Here is a 17,204-nt window from a genome sequence, read left to right as displayed (position 1 = left end):
CAGCTACTGCTTTCAGTATGCAACGTCTGGTCCTGTCACGATTTCATCTTGGGCGTATGTTAATGATACGACTAAGTTTGGATTTTATGAGAGGTTAGATGGGCCAACAAATGGTAAAGCTACAAAATGTTTCGACCTTGAGGCTAAAAGCGCCCAGGCACGTAAGGATATCTACTTTATTATTGATGCGGCGGTTGGTCAAAAGGCCTACTTCTATTCTATGCGTGAAGAGCTTATATCCGCCCCTCCCGCCCAAGCCCCCACCCAACCCAATGCCAGCCTCAGTACTCCAGCCCCCGCTCCTGCCCCTCCAGCCCCCGCTCCTAACACACCAGACTGCGCTAATATGAACAATGGTATTGGTAATCAAAACTTCTGTGTCTCGATGATTCAACTAAAACTTAAACAGTTAGGCTATACCATAGATGTAGATGGTATCTATGGTCAAAAAACTGCCGATAATGTAAAATTATTCCAACAAAAGACTGGCCTCACTCAAGATGGAGTGGTTGGCCCTAGAACTTGGGCGCGCATGGTTCAGGCCAATAATTGCTCTGATCCAGCTGCTAAACAAGGTTGTACACTGTAGTTAAAAAGTATTGGTACACCAAATAACTAAACTAAATAAAGCCCTCTGGATAAACATATCAAGTGGGCTTTATTTTTTCTCTCACTAACAGCATAATCACTAACAGATGAAAAAACACAAGCGTCATAACGCCCGTCACCATCGCCTCCGTAACTTCACCCACAACCATCCATACTGGACAGCTTTCTTAGTTGGTTGTGTGTATTTTGGGGTGGTCGTATCGTGGATGTTTGGCGTACGAACTGCCGAGATTGCTCAGGGTTTTGCAATTAAGGTAGTAGGACTTTCGGCTGGATTAATTATGACAGCCAGCTTTGCGCTGGGTTTTGTATTGTTCTTATGGCTATATAGATTATTTAAGCTCAAGCTATCTGAAGGTCGCGCATTGATTATAGTTCCAGCACTTTGGCTGGTGGCAGAATATGCTCGAGCTGTTATTTTTTCCATTACCAGTATGGGTCCGGGTGGGCAAATCGGGCCGTATTGGACATTTGGTAATTTTGGCTACTATTTAGCCGAAACTCCACTAGTGTTTATGGCGAGGTTTGGTGGATTATATTTACTAAGCGGTGTGGTTGCGCTGTTATTTGTGGCCGGCTATCAATCGTATAAGAAGCGTTCAATTGTACCTTTTGCGCCGATTATCTTAGTTTTAGCTACGTTATCTTGGCTGGGCTACATACTCTATGCGCAGTCGAGCGGCCCGCAAAGAATGGTTGGAGCTGTTCGTTATCCCTATAAGGATCAGCCCACAATGTTCTCAAAAGAATCATACGAACAGCTTAAGGGTTTTGCAGATAGGTCACTAGATGTATTAGTGCTGCCCGAGTATTCACATTATTTTGAAGAAGGGATTGAAGCCGATAAGCCGGTTATTGGTCGAGTAATGAAGAAGTCTGACGGGTTAATCATACATAGTGCGCGTGAAAACGTTGCTGGTATAGGTCACAACATGCTAACCTTTCAAGCAACTGATGGCAGGATTTTAAACCAGCAACAAAAATGGTTTGTGGTACCGGCCGGTGAGTATGTGCCGTATCTGTATCAAGTAGTGTTGGCCTATGCTGGCCAGGAGCAGTTACTGCTCGACTTTAATAATCAGAAGAGTGTTAATCGTGGTAGAGAAATAGAAAAACCCTATATTTTTGAAGGGGTGAGTTATGGCGCACACGCTTGTTCTGGGGTAATAGCGCCTGATTTTTATAGTCAGCTAGCTCAGGCCGGTGCAAACATCTTTACTAACTCGGCTGCCCTAGACACGATGGGAATATCACCCCTGTTTCATGTTGAAAGCCAAAATATGAATAAGCTTGCAGCAGTTGCCCATGCCCGCCCGTTTATTCAGGGGGCAAAGGGTGGGCCAGCTTATATTATAGATAAGGACGGGCGAGTACTTGCAAAAAACTATGCTAAATCTGGTGGCGCAGTAATGGCTAGTGTGCAGGCTAACAGTGTAAAAACCATTTACACATATCTGGGTGAATGGGTGGTATATGTCTCGGTGGCTGGGCTAGTTGGATACTACCTATATTTCAAAAAGAAACCTAAGAAAGTTTGACAGACTAGTTGCAGGTCAGCTAAATTTAAGCATAAGTATTAATACATTTAATATCTAAACAAATAAGAGGGTATAATCTCAATGTCAGCTAAAATATCAACTACTAAAAAGCCATTAACTAAATCGACTAAGTCTAAAGCTAAACCAAAGAGTCGGATAGCTGGCTTAAGTGTCCTGAATAAAAAGCGTAAGTTTAGTTGGAAAGTAGCTGTATTGATTGGGGCAGTATTAGTGGTGGGGCTTGGCTACCTATTTGTGCGTTTAAGTAAGGCTGCGGCGTACACTTGGACGGCCTCAATGCTTAAGGTTGAATCTGGTAGTATGGCTACAAAAAATAATAGACCGGCTATTCAGAGTCGAATTAGCTCAGATGGGCAAAACCGTATTTCAGTATTTGAATATTCCAGTGTCCCCCAGGGTGATACATACTGCTTTGAAGGATATTCAACCGGGGAGGTGGGATCTTGGGCGATAATGGCATATCTACAAGGCAATAGTAGTGCCATTGCTGCATCTTCAGGCGGTGCAATTGGACCCCTTGCACCCGGAAATTTCACTCGTTGTCTATATTTAGATGGCAATACTACGGGTATACCTAGATACATTAACTTCATTGCTCGTTCAGCTGGGGATAAGCCTGTTTATGTGTATTCGATGTATCGACTTGGATCAACTAACTACCCAATTAAGCGATAGGATTGTAATATTATTACACCAATCAGTTATTATTAAGTATAGGTATTAATGACGATGATTAGTATGGCTATCCCATGCCGGGTGGTCATATTTTTCATATATAATGTAGGTTATGGCATTTAACTTACGGGCGAAATATGAGCCATCTGGTGATCAGCCAGGTGCGATAGAGAAACTATATGCAGGCTTACGCGATGGGGCACGAGAGCAAACTCTTTTGGGTGTGACTGGTTCCGGTAAGACATTTACCATGGCGAATTTGGTCGCCAAAATAAATCGCCCAACCTTGGTTCTTTCCCACAACAAAACATTGGCAGCTCAACTGTATTCGGAGTTTAAAGAGTTCTTTCCAGATAATGCTGTACATTATTTTGTGAGCTATTTTGACTACTATCAGCCAGAAGCCTACATAGCTCGCTCGGATACCTACATTGAAAAAGACTCAGCCATCAATGAAGAGATTGATCGTTTGCGTCTAGCGGCCACTTCGGCCCTGCTTTCTCGTCAGGATGTTTTAATTGTGGCGTCGGTGAGCTGTATTTATGGCATTGGTTCGGTGGAAGACTTTGCTAATATGTCGATTGCCATAAAAGTGGGCGAGATGAAAAAGCGAGATAAATTCTTGCGTCTCTTAACCGACATTCAATATGCGCGTAATGACCAAAACTTTCAGCGTGGAACTTTTCGGGTAAGAGGAGAAAATATTGATATAATTCCAGCCGATGGGGAAGAGGCTTATCGAATTCAGTTTTTTGGTGATGTGGTGGAGTCGATTACTAAGTTGACACCCCTCACGGGTGAGGTGGTTGGCCGCCCCACTGAAGTGACAATTTTTCCAGCTAAACATTATGTGGCACCAAAGGAGCAGATCCAAAAGGCCATGGAGCGAATTCACGAGGAGTCGACCGAGCGCGTGGCTTGGTATAAGTCACAGGATATGCATTTGGAGGCTCAGCGCATTGAACAGCGCGTGAAGTATGATCTAGAAATTTTAGAGCAAACTGGCTATGTGAAGGGAATTGAAAATTATTCAAGATATTTGACCAACCGCGAGCCGGGTGAGCAACCGGCAACCTTACTAGATTATTTTCCGGATGATTTTCTAATGATGATTGATGAGAGTCACATTACTGTGCCGCAGGTACGCGGTATGTTTAACGGTGATCGGGCGCGTAAAGAGGTGCTGGTGGAGCATGGTTTTCGTTTACCGAGTGCGCTGGATAATCGGCCATTAACTTTTACAGAGTTTGATCGACACATCAATCAGGTGGTGTATGTTTCGGCCACACCAGCCGATTATGAGCTATCGCGTTCATCGCATGTGGCCGAGCAGATTATTCGACCAACTGGACTGCTGGATCCAGAGATAGAAGTGCGTCCAGTTGAACACCAGGTGGATGACTTGATAGGTGAGGTACGCGAGCGGGTTAAAAAAGGTCAACGCACTCTGGTGACTACTCTGACGAAGCGGATGGCTGAAGATTTAACGGAATATTTGATGGATATTGGTATAAAAGTGCAGTACTTGCATTCGGAAGTGCACACATTGGAGCGGACCGATATTCTGCGTGATTTACGGCTAGGTGTGTATGACGTTTTGGTGGGGATTAACTTATTACGCGAAGGGTTGGATTTACCTGAGGTATCTTTGGTGGCAATTATTGATGCTGATAAAGAAGGTTTTTTGCGATCTACATCTAGCTTAATCCAGACGATTGGTCGGGCAGCTCGCCATGTGGAAGGAAAAGTTATTATGTATGCCGATCGGGTGACCGGCTCGATGCAGGTGGCAATTGAAGAAACCAACCGTCGGCGCGAAAAACAGCTGGCCTACAATGATACGCATGGCATAACCCCGCAGGGAATTAAAAAGGCCATTGCGGAGCGGATAGCGGAAGAGCGCGAGGCTGAAGTGGCAGATGTACAAGTTCTGGATCTTGCAAAAATTCCGAAAGATGAGCTCAAGCACTTAGTACGTCAATTAAATGAACAGATGGAGCTGGCGGCTGCCAATTTACAATTTGAAAAAGCAGCTGAGTTGCGTGATCAGATTGCTGAAATACGTGATTTTCAGGCTGGTCGGGAGATAAAAAGGAAATAATATATGACAACACCAGAGACAAGCGCTAATCAGCAACAATCAGAATCTGGGAGTCATCAGGCTCAGGTTGCGGATGACTTACAAAAAATTATTGAAGGTAGGCAGCTTGAGGCTGTAAGTAGTGTGGGTGGACAAGCTATCGAAGGGGAGGTAAATCAATTGGAGCCACGAGAACGAGTGCAGAAAGTTTGGGGCAAATACGCAAGTTATGGTGAAGGATATGACAGGCATCAAGCCGAACGGTTAACGCATGGCGGTATGGAGACCGACACGTATCTTGACGGTAGTCTGAAGGTAATTGCGTCGGTGAATTCAGAGAAATTTGAGCCACGTACTGGCAAGCCGGCTAAAGATGTTACTCGTTATGGCCTGATGGAGGGTAAGTGGGCTGATGGACATGACTACGCTCCGGACTCTTTCAATAATCGCTACATTGCCGAGCAATTTCGACAGTTTGTTATGGGGCAGGGAGTAGAAAACGTAGTTTTGATTTATGAGGGTTATCCCGATGAATCAGGTAGTTGGAGCGAGGCAGTACAAAAACGGACCGAATCTGGAGGCTTACAATTTCTTGCCCGCCAGATGGGGGTCGAGGCGGTGCCGGGTGAGCCATTGAATATCAATGAAATTACAGCAGCTGAGTTTGAGAACCAAGGGCTTGCGCGTGAAGTAACAGCACTTGCATTTGCTTTGCGGGCTTTGCAGGCACGGCCAGAATACAGCTTCGGCGGTTCAGGAAACTCAGAAGAAGCAAAGCAGCCTGTTGGTGATGTTCTCTTAGACATTTATCCGCAGCTCGCTGCTGTGGGATTATCCGATAAGTATCCGCTATTTAGCGAGGATGATAAAAAGTATTTCACGCAAGACATTCCTGAAGCTCAAAGTGATTTTCTTATGATCCGACAAGACATCTTGACGAAGCTCGAACCGGCAATTGCGCAGATGAATGCCTGGCTCGAGTCGATGCAAATCCCGTCTCGTCTGGAGGTTGATACATTGAACGGTGAGCTGAAATTTATACCGCCACTGATGCTTTTCGAGCTGAGCGCTGATCCCCACGACGAGAGTCAGTTGGGTAAGTTTTGGGCTGAACAGGGTGCAATTAGGGATCGCGAACTCTCGACCGCTGTGGCTGCCCAAGTTGCACGCGGTAAGAAAGTCTTTATAGCCTACGGCGGCTCGCATATTATGTCTACAAAAGATATATTTACCGATCTCTACGGCCAGCCAAACGTTGAGTATCCGCGCGACGGGAAATACAGAGCGGGTGATAGGTAGCGGTCTTGGTCGACGTACCTACACCATAAGTGCTATAATGTAGCCTAAGATGTCGACATTTGGGAATACAGAAGCGTTTCGTGGGTCGATGAGTGGCGAGCAGCATCAAGGCTTGTCATCAAAAACGGTTGAGACGACTAATGCGTTGCGACAAATTGCAGCCGAAACAAATGATCGAAAGGCCTTAGAGGTGCGCACTCAACCTGACGCATCAGAATCTACAGCCCCATCGACTGCCGATCAAAATACATCTGCAGTATCGGGTGAACAAAAAGGAATGCCAGCGAACCGAGAGCCAGCTGCTCGGTCGCGTGAAATATTGTCTAGTATGCGCGAATTGGCCAATTCGGCTGATACTATTCGCAATATCCAGAATAATAATGACATGCGCACATTGATGAATATGGCTATTGGGCCAGATGTACATCAAATTCCAGGACTTGATCAGCTACCTGTGGTGTCACAGTCACTTGAAACAGCAATTGTCAGCTTGCGGGTTGCTGAGCAAACAGGCGGAGAAGAAGGGGCTAAAGCGGCTCAGATATCAGCAGCCAAAGTGATTGAGTCTCTCCGCACATTACAGAGGATTTTTGAAGGGCTAACAAGAACGCAATATGGCAACGCTGCCCGAAATTTGGAGCAACAGACGGTTGCGACAATTACACAATTTGAGTTAGCTCAGCGTGGTGCGCGAAGCTAGCATAAGAAAAATATTTTGTGTTATACTAACTACAAAATAAGCAAAAGAGGGTTAAAGTTTTATGGGATTTTTTGGAGAACTATTACACTCGCATGGGCCAGAGGCTCCAGAGGCTGTGGCTCCTGCAGTTGCGCAGGGTGCAGAAGGCCAAGATGGTGCGGTTGCTATAAAGGATACTACGGGTGAGCATAACTCAGTTGAAGGTGGAGAGGTTGCGCCGGCTCATATGGATATGGCTGGGGCGGGTCCTGCAACAGTTGATCTGTCGGGCGCTACGGTTAGTCCGGTAGAGGCAAAGTCTGAGTCAGCAGGAGGCCAAGAAGGGTTGGCGGAGAGTGAAATTAGCGCGCCGGTTGAGGCAAGTGATGTGGGTCAAGATACTGTTAGTGCACCGGAGGCCGCTGAAGAGACTACCGAGGACAATACGGAGGATAGTTCACCTGAGCCCGTTTCACCTGGTGAGTTTTCTACGGCAGTTAAAGTTGATGCGGTACCATCCAATGAATCAGCCGCAATAAATACCTCGTCAGAGACAGTTGTAGTGGATAATACAGAATCTCAGGAGCCTAACTCGGAGCTTGGTCAGTTAGAGCAATGGCAAAAAAAGGATGCGGTTGATGGTTCCGGGGTTGAGGTTGATACATCGAGTAGTGCGGTTGATACAAGCACGTCGCCAGCTTCGCCAGAGTTGTCATCGGAGTTAGCAGCATCAGAGTCCGAAGCTTTAGTTAATCCAGAAAAGCCAGATGATTTTGCAGCCAAATTAGAGGCCAGTGCAGTTGATGAGGCGGCGGCCATTGAAGCTGAAATTAATAAAACACTGCCAGCTGCTGACGCTACGAATAGCAAAGTGGACTCGGATCCAACCTATCCAGAAGAAAAAGCTAATTCTACAGAGGAGAAGATAGAGGGTCTAGGGCAAGCCGACGGTATTGAAGCTGACGGTAATAAATCTGAGGCAGCACCGACAGTAGAAGATACGCCATTCCCAGAACTAAAGCCAGATGTAGAATCGGAGGTGGTCAAAATAGATTCAGCGACAGAATTGAAAGAAGCAGTAGGGTCACCTGTAGCTGAAGCTGATAGTGATAATAAAGAAATAGAACCACCTGTAGCTGGCGGAGCAGATGTTTCAGATGTCCGTATTAATCAGGCAGAGTATGTTACGCCAGAGAATTCAGAGAATCTAGTTGAGAAGGCCGTGAACGAGACGGCAGAAGTAACATCTGAAAATACCGGTGATATTATTCAGCTCTCTGCAGAGCAGCGCCGCAGGCTAGAAGATGCTGAACGAGTTATTCAGGATATTCTTAAAAAAGCTGCTTGATTAAACTCGAGCGTAAGACCTAAAAAACCACCTATTTAAGAGGTGGTTTTTTAGGTAAAGAATAGTTTTAGTTAGCGTGGAATAATGTTTTTGGCAGCCCATTTGCTGATTGTTGGCCAAATTGCTCTAAGCTTCTCACTTCTTTTTTCAGCACTATCTTCCTTCATGGCGCCCTGTAGAATTGCAATCATTGCATTTGGGTCATCGGTTACATACTCATAAAACTTTTGCATTTCTGGATCTCCAACAACTTCGGCATCAAGCTTAGATTGCTCTAGTTCATCGTAGGCTACTGGAGTCGGTGCTTCAGAGTTTGGGTTGGTGGGTACGGCGCCAGCCTTGGCGGAGCTTTCCATGGCGTTCCAGTCTGGCGTTGGATAATTAGGTGGAGCAGCTGGGCTCGGTGGGGCTGTTGCTGGAGCTGGCGGAGTAATATTAGTCTCTAAGGGTTTTGGTACGAAAGCAGTCATTGGGTCCGGAGTAGCTTCGACGGGGGTTGGACTGGGTGTGGTAGCAACTGGCACTTTTATGGCGCCTGGCTCAGCTGGCATAACATCGGTTGGGATGGCTTCTTCTTTGGGGGTTGCCTGTTCAGTTGGAGTCGGTGCTGGTTGTTCGCCAAACGCTGGAGCTGGCTGAGGCATTACATTAGCTGGTGCAATAGGCGCTACATTGGCCTCGTTAAACAGCTTATAAGCTTCACCCTTAGCATTGGTATCTCCAGCAGATGGGATTTGCGGTAGGGATGGTTTGGCGTCGGGGGTGGTTCCAACTGGCGGCATAAACGTATTACTCCAAATTAGTTATGCAATATTATACCCGAAAGTGGTTATGGATAGCAAAATATTGTACTGCATGTGAGGCTTGAAAAACTGCTCTAATCAGCGTATAATCTGCCCCTAGTTTGGTAGATTCTTACAGGCTATTTTTACCCGAAAGGAAAGAGGCAAGATGCACGATAAATTGATTATTCGCGGTGCTCGCGAGCATAATCTAAAAAATATTAACCTCGAAATTCCGCGCGATAAGTTGGTCACAATTACTGGACTTTCTGGTTCCGGTAAATCGTCGCTAGCTTTTGATACTATTTATGCCGAAGGTCAGCGCCGCTATGTGGAGTCGTTATCGGCTTATGCTAGGCAGTTCTTGGGGCTCATGGAGAAGCCGGATGTAGATCAGATTGAAGGACTTTCGCCAGCTATTTCGATTGACCAAAAGTCGACTAGTCGCAACCCGCGATCAACAGTGGCTACGGTAACTGAAATTTATGATTACTTACGACTTTTATTTGCTCGTATAGGTATTCCGCACGATCCAAAAACCGGCGAAGTACTAACTAAGCAAACCTCGGCTCAGATTATTGAATCTATTGAAGCTCACCCACAGGGTACTCGAATAGTTATTTTAGCACCAGTCATAAAAGGCAAAAAAGGTGAACATCGGCATGTTCTAGCAGAATTACAGAGGGCTGGTTATTTGCGAGCTCGCATTGATGGTGATGTGGTAGATCTCGATGAAGTGATCGAGCTAGAAAAGCAAAAAAAGCATACCGTTGAAGTGATAGTAGATCGCTTGGTGGTAGATGCCGATAGTCATCAGAGACTGGCTGAAGCTGTGGAGCAAGCTCTAAAGCTAGGTGAAGGGGTACTTATTGTGCAGGAACATGAAACTGACAATGAGCAGGTTTATTCCGAGCATTACGCTACCACTAATTCTGGCTTTTCACTCTCAGAAATTGAACCGCGCTTGTTTTCTTTTAACGCTCCACACGGGGCTTGTCCAAATTGTACCGGTCTAGGTTCTTTACGCGTGGTGGATTCTGAACTGGTGATCCCAAATCAACGTCTGAGTATTAATGAGGGGGCAATTCGGCCGTGGAGTCGCACTACAAGCCGGATGACTTGGTATACCAAGCTGATGGAAGCCGTGGCACAGATCCATAACTTTTCGTTAGACGAGCCAATTATGAGCCTGACGCATGAACAGTTAATGAATGTACTCTACGGAACTGGAGAAGAAATCATTAAAGTACCAGGGCCGGGTGGACGATCATATTCCACAACTTTTGAGGGGGTGATCCCAAATCTGGAGCGACGCTATCGTGAGAGTGAGAGTGATTTTGTGAAGGGAGAGATTGAGCGCTACATGACTCATATGACCTGTCCGGTTTGTCGGGGTAAGCGCCTCAAGCCGGAAGTTTTAGCAATTACCATCAATGATAAGTCGATTGCGGATGTGGTGGAAATGTCGGTTGAAAAAGCTTTGCAGTATTTCACCAGCTTAACTTTGAATGCCACCGATACGAAGATCGCCAAGCAGATACTTAAGGAGATTTCTGAACGTCTAACTTTCTTAAATGATGTAGGTTTGAGCTATCTCACACTTGATCGTTCGGCTAATACCCTGGCCGGCGGTGAAGCCCAGCGAATTCGACTAGCTACTCAGATTGGTAGTTCACTAATGGGGGTGTTATATATTTTAGATGAGCCTTCGATTGGTTTGCATCAACGCGATAATGATCGCTTAATCGAAACCCTACAGCGACTCAAAAATCTCGGCAATACAGTAATTGTAGTAGAGCATGATGAGGATACAATCCGGGCCTCTGATTATGTGGTAGATATTGGTCCGGCCGCTGGAGTGCATGGTGGGGAAGTGGTGGCAGCTGGCACACCAGATGAAGTTGCTAAAGTTTCGAATTCAATAACAGGCCAATATTTGTCGGGTGCAAAGCAGATAGCGGTGCCAACGAAAAGACGCAAGGGCAACGGTAAATCACTCAAGATTGTTGGAGCGACAGAAAATAATCTTAAAAATATTGATATCGAAATTCCGCTCGGTAATATGACGGTAGTTTCGGGGGTTTCAGGATCTGGCAAGTCAAGTTTAGTAAATGATATTCTAGCGCGTAAGCTCAGTCAGGAATATCATCGCTCGCAAGAACCGGCCGGTAAACATTCACGGATTGAAGGGACGGATAATCTTGATAAGGTGATTGATATTGATCAAAGCCCGATTGGGCGTACTCCGCGCTCTAACCCAGCTACCTACACGGGTGCTTTTACCGATATTCGAGACCTGTTTGCTCAGGTACCCGAGGCTAAGATTCGAGGTTATGCGGCCGGCCGGTTTAGTTTTAATGTTAAGGGTGGGCGCTGTGAGACTTGTAGGGGCGACGGTATCATAAAAATTGAAATGCATTTCTTACCCGATGTCTATGTTACTTGCGAGACTTGTAATGGTAAGCGCTATAATCGTGAAGCTCTGGAGGTTACCTATAAGGATAAGACGATTGCCGATGTGTTGGAGATGACGGTTGAAGAGGCAACTGAATTCTTCGCTAATATCCCAACTATCGAGCGTAAGCTTGGCACGCTCAATGATGTGGGCTTAGGCTATATTCATTTGGGTCAGCCTGCCACCACACTTTCGGGCGGTGAAGCTCAGCGTATTAAGTTAGCTTCTGAACTGTCCAGGCGAGCAACGGGTAAAACCCTCTATATTTTGGATGAACCAACAACCGGGTTGCATTTTGAAGATGTTAAGCGCTTACTGGAAGTTTTGCATCAGCTGGTGGAAAAGGGCAACAGTGTGCTGATAATTGAGCATAACCTAGATATTATTAAGTCGGCCGATTGGGTGATTGATCTGGGGCCAGAAGGTGGATCGGGTGGCGGTACAATTATTGCCGAAGGGACACCAGAGGCTATCGCAAAAGTTGCGGCGAGCCATACTGGACGCTATCTTAAGCGCATTCTCACATAGTCTATTTGCCAGATAGGTCGTAGTCGAGCTATCATAAGCATAATGGAGTCATCAAATTCCCCTAAAACCAAGACGACATCACTTGGAAAAAGTTTTTTAAGGCTGGTAGTTATTTTTATGGCTCAGCTAGTGCTGTTGTGGTTGATTGGTAAAATATTTCCTGATATTGCCTGTAGTGCCTACGCTGAAAATTGGTGCCAACCACAGTCAACTACCGAGGCTCAGATGTTAAGGCTTTTCTTGCCGGTGGTATTTATACCGCTGGCTCTTGCTCAGTTTAAGCAAGTGGTTATGTATGCTGGCGCACTGAGCCCAGCAAAAAAACTGATTATTCTATTTAGCTCGGTAGTGATGTTGATTGTTATGTTGTGGCAATTTATTGTTGCCATTGGGGCTTTGCTGGGTCGGTGGTTCGGATAGCTAAGCATTTTAAGCGCAACATTGGTAGCAGTCACTTACAGGGCAGTTATCGACCTAAAAAAAAGCTTGCCCTAGTTTTAGGTATTGGACTTGTACTGGTTGGGACGATCGCAGTTTTAGCTACCTTTGCTAGTGCTGGGCAGGTTAATACGTTAGTGGTAATTGGCGATGAGGCGGGTGGATTTCATAATTCTCTCATTGCCGTTAACCCTATCGATGGCAATAAATTAGGTGTATTAACCGCTCCAAATTTACCTATCCTGAATGGCTGTTCGCCAACTCAGCCCAAGCCCTATATGTACGACATGGTGATTGACGTTAGCCGAGGCTTTGCACTGGCCGGACTAAAGCCATGTCAGGGTGGTCGGCTCAATGCTGGTATGGCAGTGGCACGGTTTAATTTGGCAACAATGCGGTTTGACCGATACGTCGATGGGCCAAGTGATGGGGTACAGGCTGTCCGTATGGTTGATAATTCTAGCTATGCCATATTAAATTCGGTTGGTACGGAAGTTTGGGTTTATTCTCTTGATGGTGGGGTGAGACACAAGGTAGCACTGGATGGTATGGCAACTAGGTTTGGGTCGGCATTTGGCAGTGTGATGGTGGCATATTCTGACGGAACCATCGACCGCATTAATCCAGCTAATGGGGGTCGCGAGAGGTTGGGCAAAGGTACCGTTACGTATCCTAAGCAATCGGGTATTGATGGTCTGAATCTGCGTCAAATTGGTAATACTGTTTTTACACTTGGTCAAGCCGGTGGTCAGTCTAGTTTGGTGGCGGTCTCTAGCCAGGGGCAGATTGATAGCTATCCGGTGGGCAGTACGGCTACGAGTTTTGATGCTAATCCGGCTGGAGAGATTATTATGGTAGGCACTGGTTGTCCAACTGGCTCTGGCTGTGCACAGAATCCTAATCGACTCTATGCCTTTCAGGTTGCCAGCCGACAATTTCAAAGTAATGCTCAGTTTGAATATCTACCATTGCAGACCTCGCCTGCGCGTATTCGGTTTGATCCATCTGGTGAGAGCATCTACTTTGATGGTGTGGTGGCTGGATCGCAAGGTGTCGGTCAGCGCTTTGCTTTTTCTTTAGAGCTTAATAATACTCAGCTATTGTCGGCACGAGTAGCATTACCGTCATCCTCATGGTTACCAATCAGTATACCGACTGGCAATCTTAATATGGGCTCGCAAACTCCCGCCGTTGATGTTCCGTCGGGTATTCCAAAGGGAGGTGGAATTGGTTCGGGTGGGATTGGTTCCGCGCCAATTCCAATTGATGAAATAGAGCGACTGCTGGGGATGTCAATCTGGGAAATTGATTGGTCAAAGGTGACCGATGACCAGATTCGTTCCTTTGGTTATGATCCGGCCCAAGTGCGACGCTATGTAGCACAATTGCGTATGCAGGCTGGTAGCTCAGCAACTATTGGTAATACCGAAACAATTACTTGCCGTATGGGGTCGGCCGATGGAGCTAGTCAAATAGCTGCGATTGAAGGGGTGCTTGGTATATCGTTATTGCAGTTTGATTTTGATAAGGTGACAGATGATCAGATCCGTTCCTTTGGTTATGATCCAGTGGAAGCCCGCAAATTTGTCGCTCAATATAAGCAGAATGCAGCCACCCAATCACAATCTGGAGGTGACCCTTGTGCTAATACTTATACTCAAGACGCCTTTGTGGTGGCCCAGGGTTCAGATAAAGCAGCGGTAGCGAATGGTACTGTGACGCAGGTAACTGCTCAGACTAAGCTTGATTTACTCCAAGGTGGTTGGCTGGTAGATTTACGCTGGCAAGCTCCCGGTGGTGCAGCTAAGTTTCATATTTATGGCCGTGATAATAAAACCAATAAGCTTGAACGACAGCTTGCAGTGGTTGATGGGTTAAGGCGCTCTATTAAATTTGGTGGATTTAATCGGATTGCTTTGCCGGCTATACATTCGGCAGAATATACCCTAGCGGTGGTGCCGGAGCAGTCTGACGGTAGTTTGGGTGTGCCAACTGCAATTAAAACTTCGGTGCATTGCTATATACTGTGGTGTCAAGCAAAGGCTGTAGCGAAGTAGCGCGAGAACTCCCCCTAGCCTGTAGCGACTAGGGGGAGTAAGCCCACCTTTGAGGTAAGGGTGTCATGCCGACAGCTCCTTGTTGACTTGAGGGCGGGATGGGTGCGAGAGATGAGCTCGGAAGGCTTCCTCATTATCGTCGATGATTATGATGTCATCAGCTGAGAGGCCGTACTTCGTCCGAATCATCTGCACTTGAGTATTAGCTTCATGCTGCAAGGCTTGATTCATGAAGCCATGCTCTTCGACTTGCTGCCAGATATCTAGCAGTGTAGTCAAGTCAGTTGTGAGCTCCAGCGAGTTGCCGAAGCGTTGCAGGAAGTCCGACACAGCATACATTCCCGGCATATGTAACCTCCTTTCTGAAGGCTGTAGGTGCAACTTGGCGGTATGGTACAATAAAATCATATAAAAAGCAAGTAAAAATACCCCATAATTTCATGTCAGCCCCACATAATCTTCAGCAAAGACTAAAAGATCTACCGGATTCTCCGGGAGTTTATTTATATAAAGATAGTTGTGGCGCAATTATTTATGTTGGAAAAGCGTCAATTCTGAAGCGTCGGGTGCGCTCGTATTTTACTAAAAAGCATCTCGATAAAAAGACCACAGTACTGGTAGAAAATATTTCAAGTATTGATTGGATTGTGACGGCTAGTGAGGTGGAGGCCCTATTTCTTGAGGCTGAGCTGATTAAGCGCTATAAGCCACTATATAATATACGCGATAAAGATGATAAAAATTTTATTTATATCAAAATTACTACACAGGAGGATTTTCCAAAAGTCACGATTGTACGCCGGCCAGCCGACGATAAGGCTAGATACTTTGGCCCATTTATATCTGCTGGTATGGTGCGCGAGGCACTGCGTTATTTGCGTCGGATCTTTCCGTACTTTTCAGACTCTCGGATGGTGCAAGCGTCGGCCCTGGAGTATCAAATTGGTGTGGCGCCTAAGCCCGACATAGCGCGTGCTGATTATCGAAATAACATTAGGCGACTTAGCTTAGTTTTAGAAGGTAAAAGTACAAAGCTAGTTAAGGAGCTGGAAAGATCGATGGCGCTAGCTGTCAAAAGTCAAAACTTTGAGCAAGCCGCTCAATTACGTGATCAATACACAGCACTCAAGGCTTTGTCGCGTAAGAGTATTTTTGGTGGACAAGAGGAGCTAGATATTACTCTGGATCAGGCTCTCACTGGCTTGGCTGATCGACTGGGCCTAAAAGCAGTACCGCGTCGCATGGAATGTTATGATATTTCAAACTTTCAGGGCGGAGATGCTGTTTCGAGCATGGTGGTATTCGTTAATGGTACTCCGGCTCAGCGAGAATATCGCAAGTTTAAGATGCGATCTAAGGGTCCAAACGACTTTGCTATGATGGCCGAGACAATGCGACGGCGTTTTTCTGGACGGCATACCGACTGGCCAACTCCGCAGCTAATAATTATTGATGGCGGGAAAGGGCAATTGGCAGCTGCCACAGAAGTATTAGATGAGCTCAAAGTACAGGTACCAACAGTTGGGCTAGCCAAGCGTCACGAGCAGATTGTCCAACGTCAGCAAGATGTTTCGGTGACGGCAAAAGTTTCTAAAAAAGAGTTAGTTGAAGATGGTGAGTTTCGGATTATTGCCTTAAGTCACGCCAGTAAAACACTACAGTTACTACAGCGTATTCGCGATGAGGCACATCGGTTTGCAGTAACCTATCATACTAGCCTGCGCGATACTCGCACCAAGCAAAGTATTCTTGATACAGTCCCTGGAGTAGGGCCAGTTACACGTAAAAAACTTTTGCGTGAATTTGGAAGTATTGCTGGGCTGAAGCAGGCTACAGTGGAGGAAATTAGCTTGGTGGTTGGATTAAAATTAGCTCAAATTATCAAGGAGAGAGTATAGTATGGCGCAGTCAAAAAAAGCTTCCCGTAGTAATCTTCCGGCTAGGGCAAAAAGTCGCGATCGAAAGCATACTAATGAAAAAAAGATGCGAGTTAGTGGCAAAGGAGTTTTTACGCTGGCGCGCCTCACCACCAACCCTAAGGACTCGAAAAAAAGCTTATAAACTGCTATAATAACCGCCGTTATGCTAAAACGCATATTATCATCCTGGATTGTAAATATCGTAGGGCTTTGGCTGTCAGCACGGATTTTTGTTGGTAACATAACCTATGATGAAAGAATTGGTGCTTTGCTAATTGCAGCTTTGATATTTGGTATTGTTAATGCCCTAATTCGTCCGCTTGTTGTACTGCTGAGCCTACCGGCAATTATGCTCACATTGGGCCTTTTTATGTTGGTAGTAAATGCTGCAATGTTATATGTAACAAGCTTTTTGTACCCATCATTCCAGGTTAATAAGTTTAGTTCGGCCGTTGGTGCAACTATTATTGTGTGGCTGACAAACTATTTGTTTACAGTGCTATTTACACGTCCAAAGGAGGAAAATTAATGATAGCTTTTCTAAATATTCTTACCGTCGTCTCAGCTATTCTGATTATTGTTGTTGTATTGGTGCAGAACCAGGGCAGTGGATTGGGGGATGCTTTTGGTGGGGGTGGTAATGTTTATCGCTCAAAGCGAGGTTTTGAAAAAGGATTATTCATTTTTACGATAATTTTAGGAGTTATTTTTATAGCTAGTATTTTGGCTCGATTTATCATTGCTTAAACAAAGCTTTATTTAACAAGAGCATTTGC

Annotated in this window: 16 protein-coding genes; 14 read left to right on the top strand and 2 right to left on the bottom strand. The window is 45.7% G+C overall.

The genetic code is table 11. From position 1 onward, the window contains the following. Positions 1-346 precede the first annotated feature (346 nt). The 7 genes from IPM44_03085 to IPM44_03055 all read left to right on the top strand — a co-directional run bounded on the left by IPM44_03085 (position 347) and on the right by IPM44_03055 (position 8,249). The gene (locus IPM44_03085) at positions 347-589 is read left to right on the top strand and encodes a peptidoglycan-binding protein (GenBank protein ID QQS27372.1); all 243 of its coding nucleotides are present in this window, start codon (positions 347-349) and stop codon (positions 587-589) included. Between the two features lie 106 nt (positions 590-695). Then, entirely contained in the window at positions 696-2,147 is a 1,452-nt protein-coding gene (locus IPM44_03080; protein QQS26681.1) for a hypothetical protein, read from the top strand. An 81-nt stretch (positions 2,148-2,228) separates the two neighbouring features. Further along, on the top strand, positions 2,229-2,843 hold the full coding sequence (locus IPM44_03075) for a hypothetical protein (protein ID QQS26680.1): 615 nt from the start codon (positions 2,229-2,231) through the stop codon (positions 2,841-2,843). A 112-nt stretch (positions 2,844-2,955) separates the two neighbouring features. Next, a complete protein-coding gene (gene uvrB, locus IPM44_03070; GenBank protein ID QQS26679.1) occupies positions 2,956-4,944 on the top strand; it encodes an excinuclease ABC subunit UvrB in 1,989 nt (662 codons plus the stop codon). A 3-nt stretch (positions 4,945-4,947) separates the two neighbouring features. Further along, entirely contained in the window at positions 4,948-6,222 is a 1,275-nt protein-coding gene (locus IPM44_03065; protein QQS26678.1) for a hypothetical protein, read from the top strand. Between the two features lie 49 nt (positions 6,223-6,271). Then, positions 6,272-6,922, top strand: coding sequence for a hypothetical protein (locus IPM44_03060; protein QQS26677.1), 651 nt, complete (start codon positions 6,272-6,274; stop codon positions 6,920-6,922). Positions 6,923-6,983: 61 nt separating this feature from the next. After that, positions 6,984-8,249 carry a hypothetical protein gene (locus IPM44_03055; protein QQS26676.1) on the top strand — a complete coding sequence of 422 codons (1,266 nt, stop codon included), beginning with the start codon at positions 6,984-6,986 and terminating at the stop codon, positions 8,247-8,249. 71 nt (positions 8,250-8,320) lie between these two features. On the opposite strand, the gene IPM44_03050 is transcribed toward IPM44_03055, so the two are convergent. Beyond that, positions 8,321-9,031, bottom strand: a complete 711-nt coding sequence (locus IPM44_03050; GenBank protein QQS26675.1) for a hypothetical protein — start codon at positions 9,029-9,031, stop codon at positions 8,321-8,323. Positions 9,032-9,200: 169 nt separating this feature from the next. Between IPM44_03050 and uvrA the strand changes: the two genes are divergently transcribed. From uvrA to IPM44_03035, 3 genes are read left to right on the top strand one after another with little or no spacing between them, the layout of a single operon-like run. Then, positions 9,201-12,014, top strand: a complete 2,814-nt coding sequence (gene uvrA, locus IPM44_03045; protein QQS26674.1) for an excinuclease ABC subunit UvrA — start codon at positions 9,201-9,203, stop codon at positions 12,012-12,014. 42 nt (positions 12,015-12,056) lie between these two features. Beyond that, positions 12,057-12,434 carry a hypothetical protein gene (locus IPM44_03040; GenBank protein ID QQS26673.1) on the top strand — a complete coding sequence of 126 codons (378 nt, stop codon included), beginning with the start codon at positions 12,057-12,059 and terminating at the stop codon, positions 12,432-12,434. Next, complete coding sequence (locus tag IPM44_03035) at positions 12,383-14,509, top strand: hypothetical protein (GenBank protein QQS26672.1); 2,127 nt, start codon at positions 12,383-12,385, stop codon at positions 14,507-14,509. The genes IPM44_03040 and IPM44_03035 overlap by 52 nt, the downstream gene beginning before the upstream one ends. 63 nt (positions 14,510-14,572) lie before the next feature. Here the strand turns inward: IPM44_03035 and IPM44_03030 are convergent, their stop codons facing one another. Then, positions 14,573-14,857: a hypothetical protein gene (locus IPM44_03030; protein ID QQS26671.1), complete on the bottom strand. Its 285-nt coding sequence runs from the start codon at positions 14,855-14,857 to the stop codon at positions 14,573-14,575. A 92-nt stretch (positions 14,858-14,949) separates the two neighbouring features. Between IPM44_03030 and IPM44_03025 the strand changes: the two genes are divergently transcribed. The 4 genes from IPM44_03025 to secG are packed head-to-tail and all read left to right on the top strand — an operon-like array spanning position 14,950 to position 17,175. Continuing rightward, entirely contained in the window at positions 14,950-16,407 is a 1,458-nt protein-coding gene (locus IPM44_03025) for an excinuclease ABC subunit UvrC (protein QQS26670.1), read from the top strand. Between the two features lies 1 nt (position 16,408). After that, a complete protein-coding gene (locus IPM44_03020; protein ID QQS26669.1) occupies positions 16,409-16,570 on the top strand; it encodes a hypothetical protein in 162 nt (53 codons plus the stop codon). A 21-nt stretch (positions 16,571-16,591) separates the two neighbouring features. Further along, on the top strand, positions 16,592-16,957 hold the full coding sequence (locus IPM44_03015) for a phage holin family protein (protein QQS26668.1): 366 nt from the start codon (positions 16,592-16,594) through the stop codon (positions 16,955-16,957). Then, positions 16,957-17,175: a preprotein translocase subunit SecG gene (gene secG, locus IPM44_03010; protein QQS26667.1), complete on the top strand. Its 219-nt coding sequence runs from the start codon at positions 16,957-16,959 to the stop codon at positions 17,173-17,175. Before IPM44_03015 ends, secG begins: the two co-directional genes overlap by 1 nt. Positions 17,176-17,204 lie beyond the last annotated feature (29 nt).

It is taken from the genome of bacterium (genome assembly GCA_016700035.1).
Lineage (GTDB): Bacteria > Patescibacteriota > Saccharimonadia > CAILAD01.
This window is presented reverse-complemented; position numbering and strand designations above follow the sequence as displayed.

Bases quoted from the DNA above. Each gene is read 5' to 3' on its own strand.
- IPM44_03085 (QQS27372.1), top strand. From the start codon at position 347: ATGAACAATGGTATTGGTAATCAAAACTTCTGTGTCTCGATGATTCAA.
- IPM44_03080 (QQS26681.1), top strand. From the start codon at position 696: ATGAAAAAACACAAGCGTCATAACGCCCGTCACCATCGCCTCCGTAAC.
- IPM44_03075 (QQS26680.1), top strand. From the start codon at position 2,229: ATGTCAGCTAAAATATCAACTACTAAAAAGCCATTAACTAAATCGACT.
- uvrB (QQS26679.1), top strand. From the start codon at position 2,956: ATGGCATTTAACTTACGGGCGAAATATGAGCCATCTGGTGATCAGCCA.
- IPM44_03065 (QQS26678.1), top strand. From the start codon at position 4,948: ATGACAACACCAGAGACAAGCGCTAATCAGCAACAATCAGAATCTGGG.
- IPM44_03060 (QQS26677.1), top strand. From the start codon at position 6,272: ATGTCGACATTTGGGAATACAGAAGCGTTTCGTGGGTCGATGAGTGGC.
- IPM44_03055 (QQS26676.1), top strand. From the start codon at position 6,984: ATGGGATTTTTTGGAGAACTATTACACTCGCATGGGCCAGAGGCTCCA.
- IPM44_03050 (QQS26675.1), bottom strand. From the start codon at position 9,031: ATGCCGCCAGTTGGAACCACCCCCGACGCCAAACCATCCCTACCGCAA.
- uvrA (QQS26674.1), top strand. From the start codon at position 9,201: ATGCACGATAAATTGATTATTCGCGGTGCTCGCGAGCATAATCTAAAA.
- IPM44_03040 (QQS26673.1), top strand. From the start codon at position 12,057: ATGGAGTCATCAAATTCCCCTAAAACCAAGACGACATCACTTGGAAAA.
- IPM44_03030 (QQS26671.1), bottom strand. From the start codon at position 14,857: ATGCCGGGAATGTATGCTGTGTCGGACTTCCTGCAACGCTTCGGCAAC.
- IPM44_03025 (QQS26670.1), top strand. From the start codon at position 14,950: ATGTCAGCCCCACATAATCTTCAGCAAAGACTAAAAGATCTACCGGAT.
- IPM44_03020 (QQS26669.1), top strand. From the start codon at position 16,409: ATGGCGCAGTCAAAAAAAGCTTCCCGTAGTAATCTTCCGGCTAGGGCA.
- IPM44_03015 (QQS26668.1), top strand. From the start codon at position 16,592: ATGCTAAAACGCATATTATCATCCTGGATTGTAAATATCGTAGGGCTT.
- secG (QQS26667.1), top strand. From the start codon at position 16,957: ATGATAGCTTTTCTAAATATTCTTACCGTCGTCTCAGCTATTCTGATT.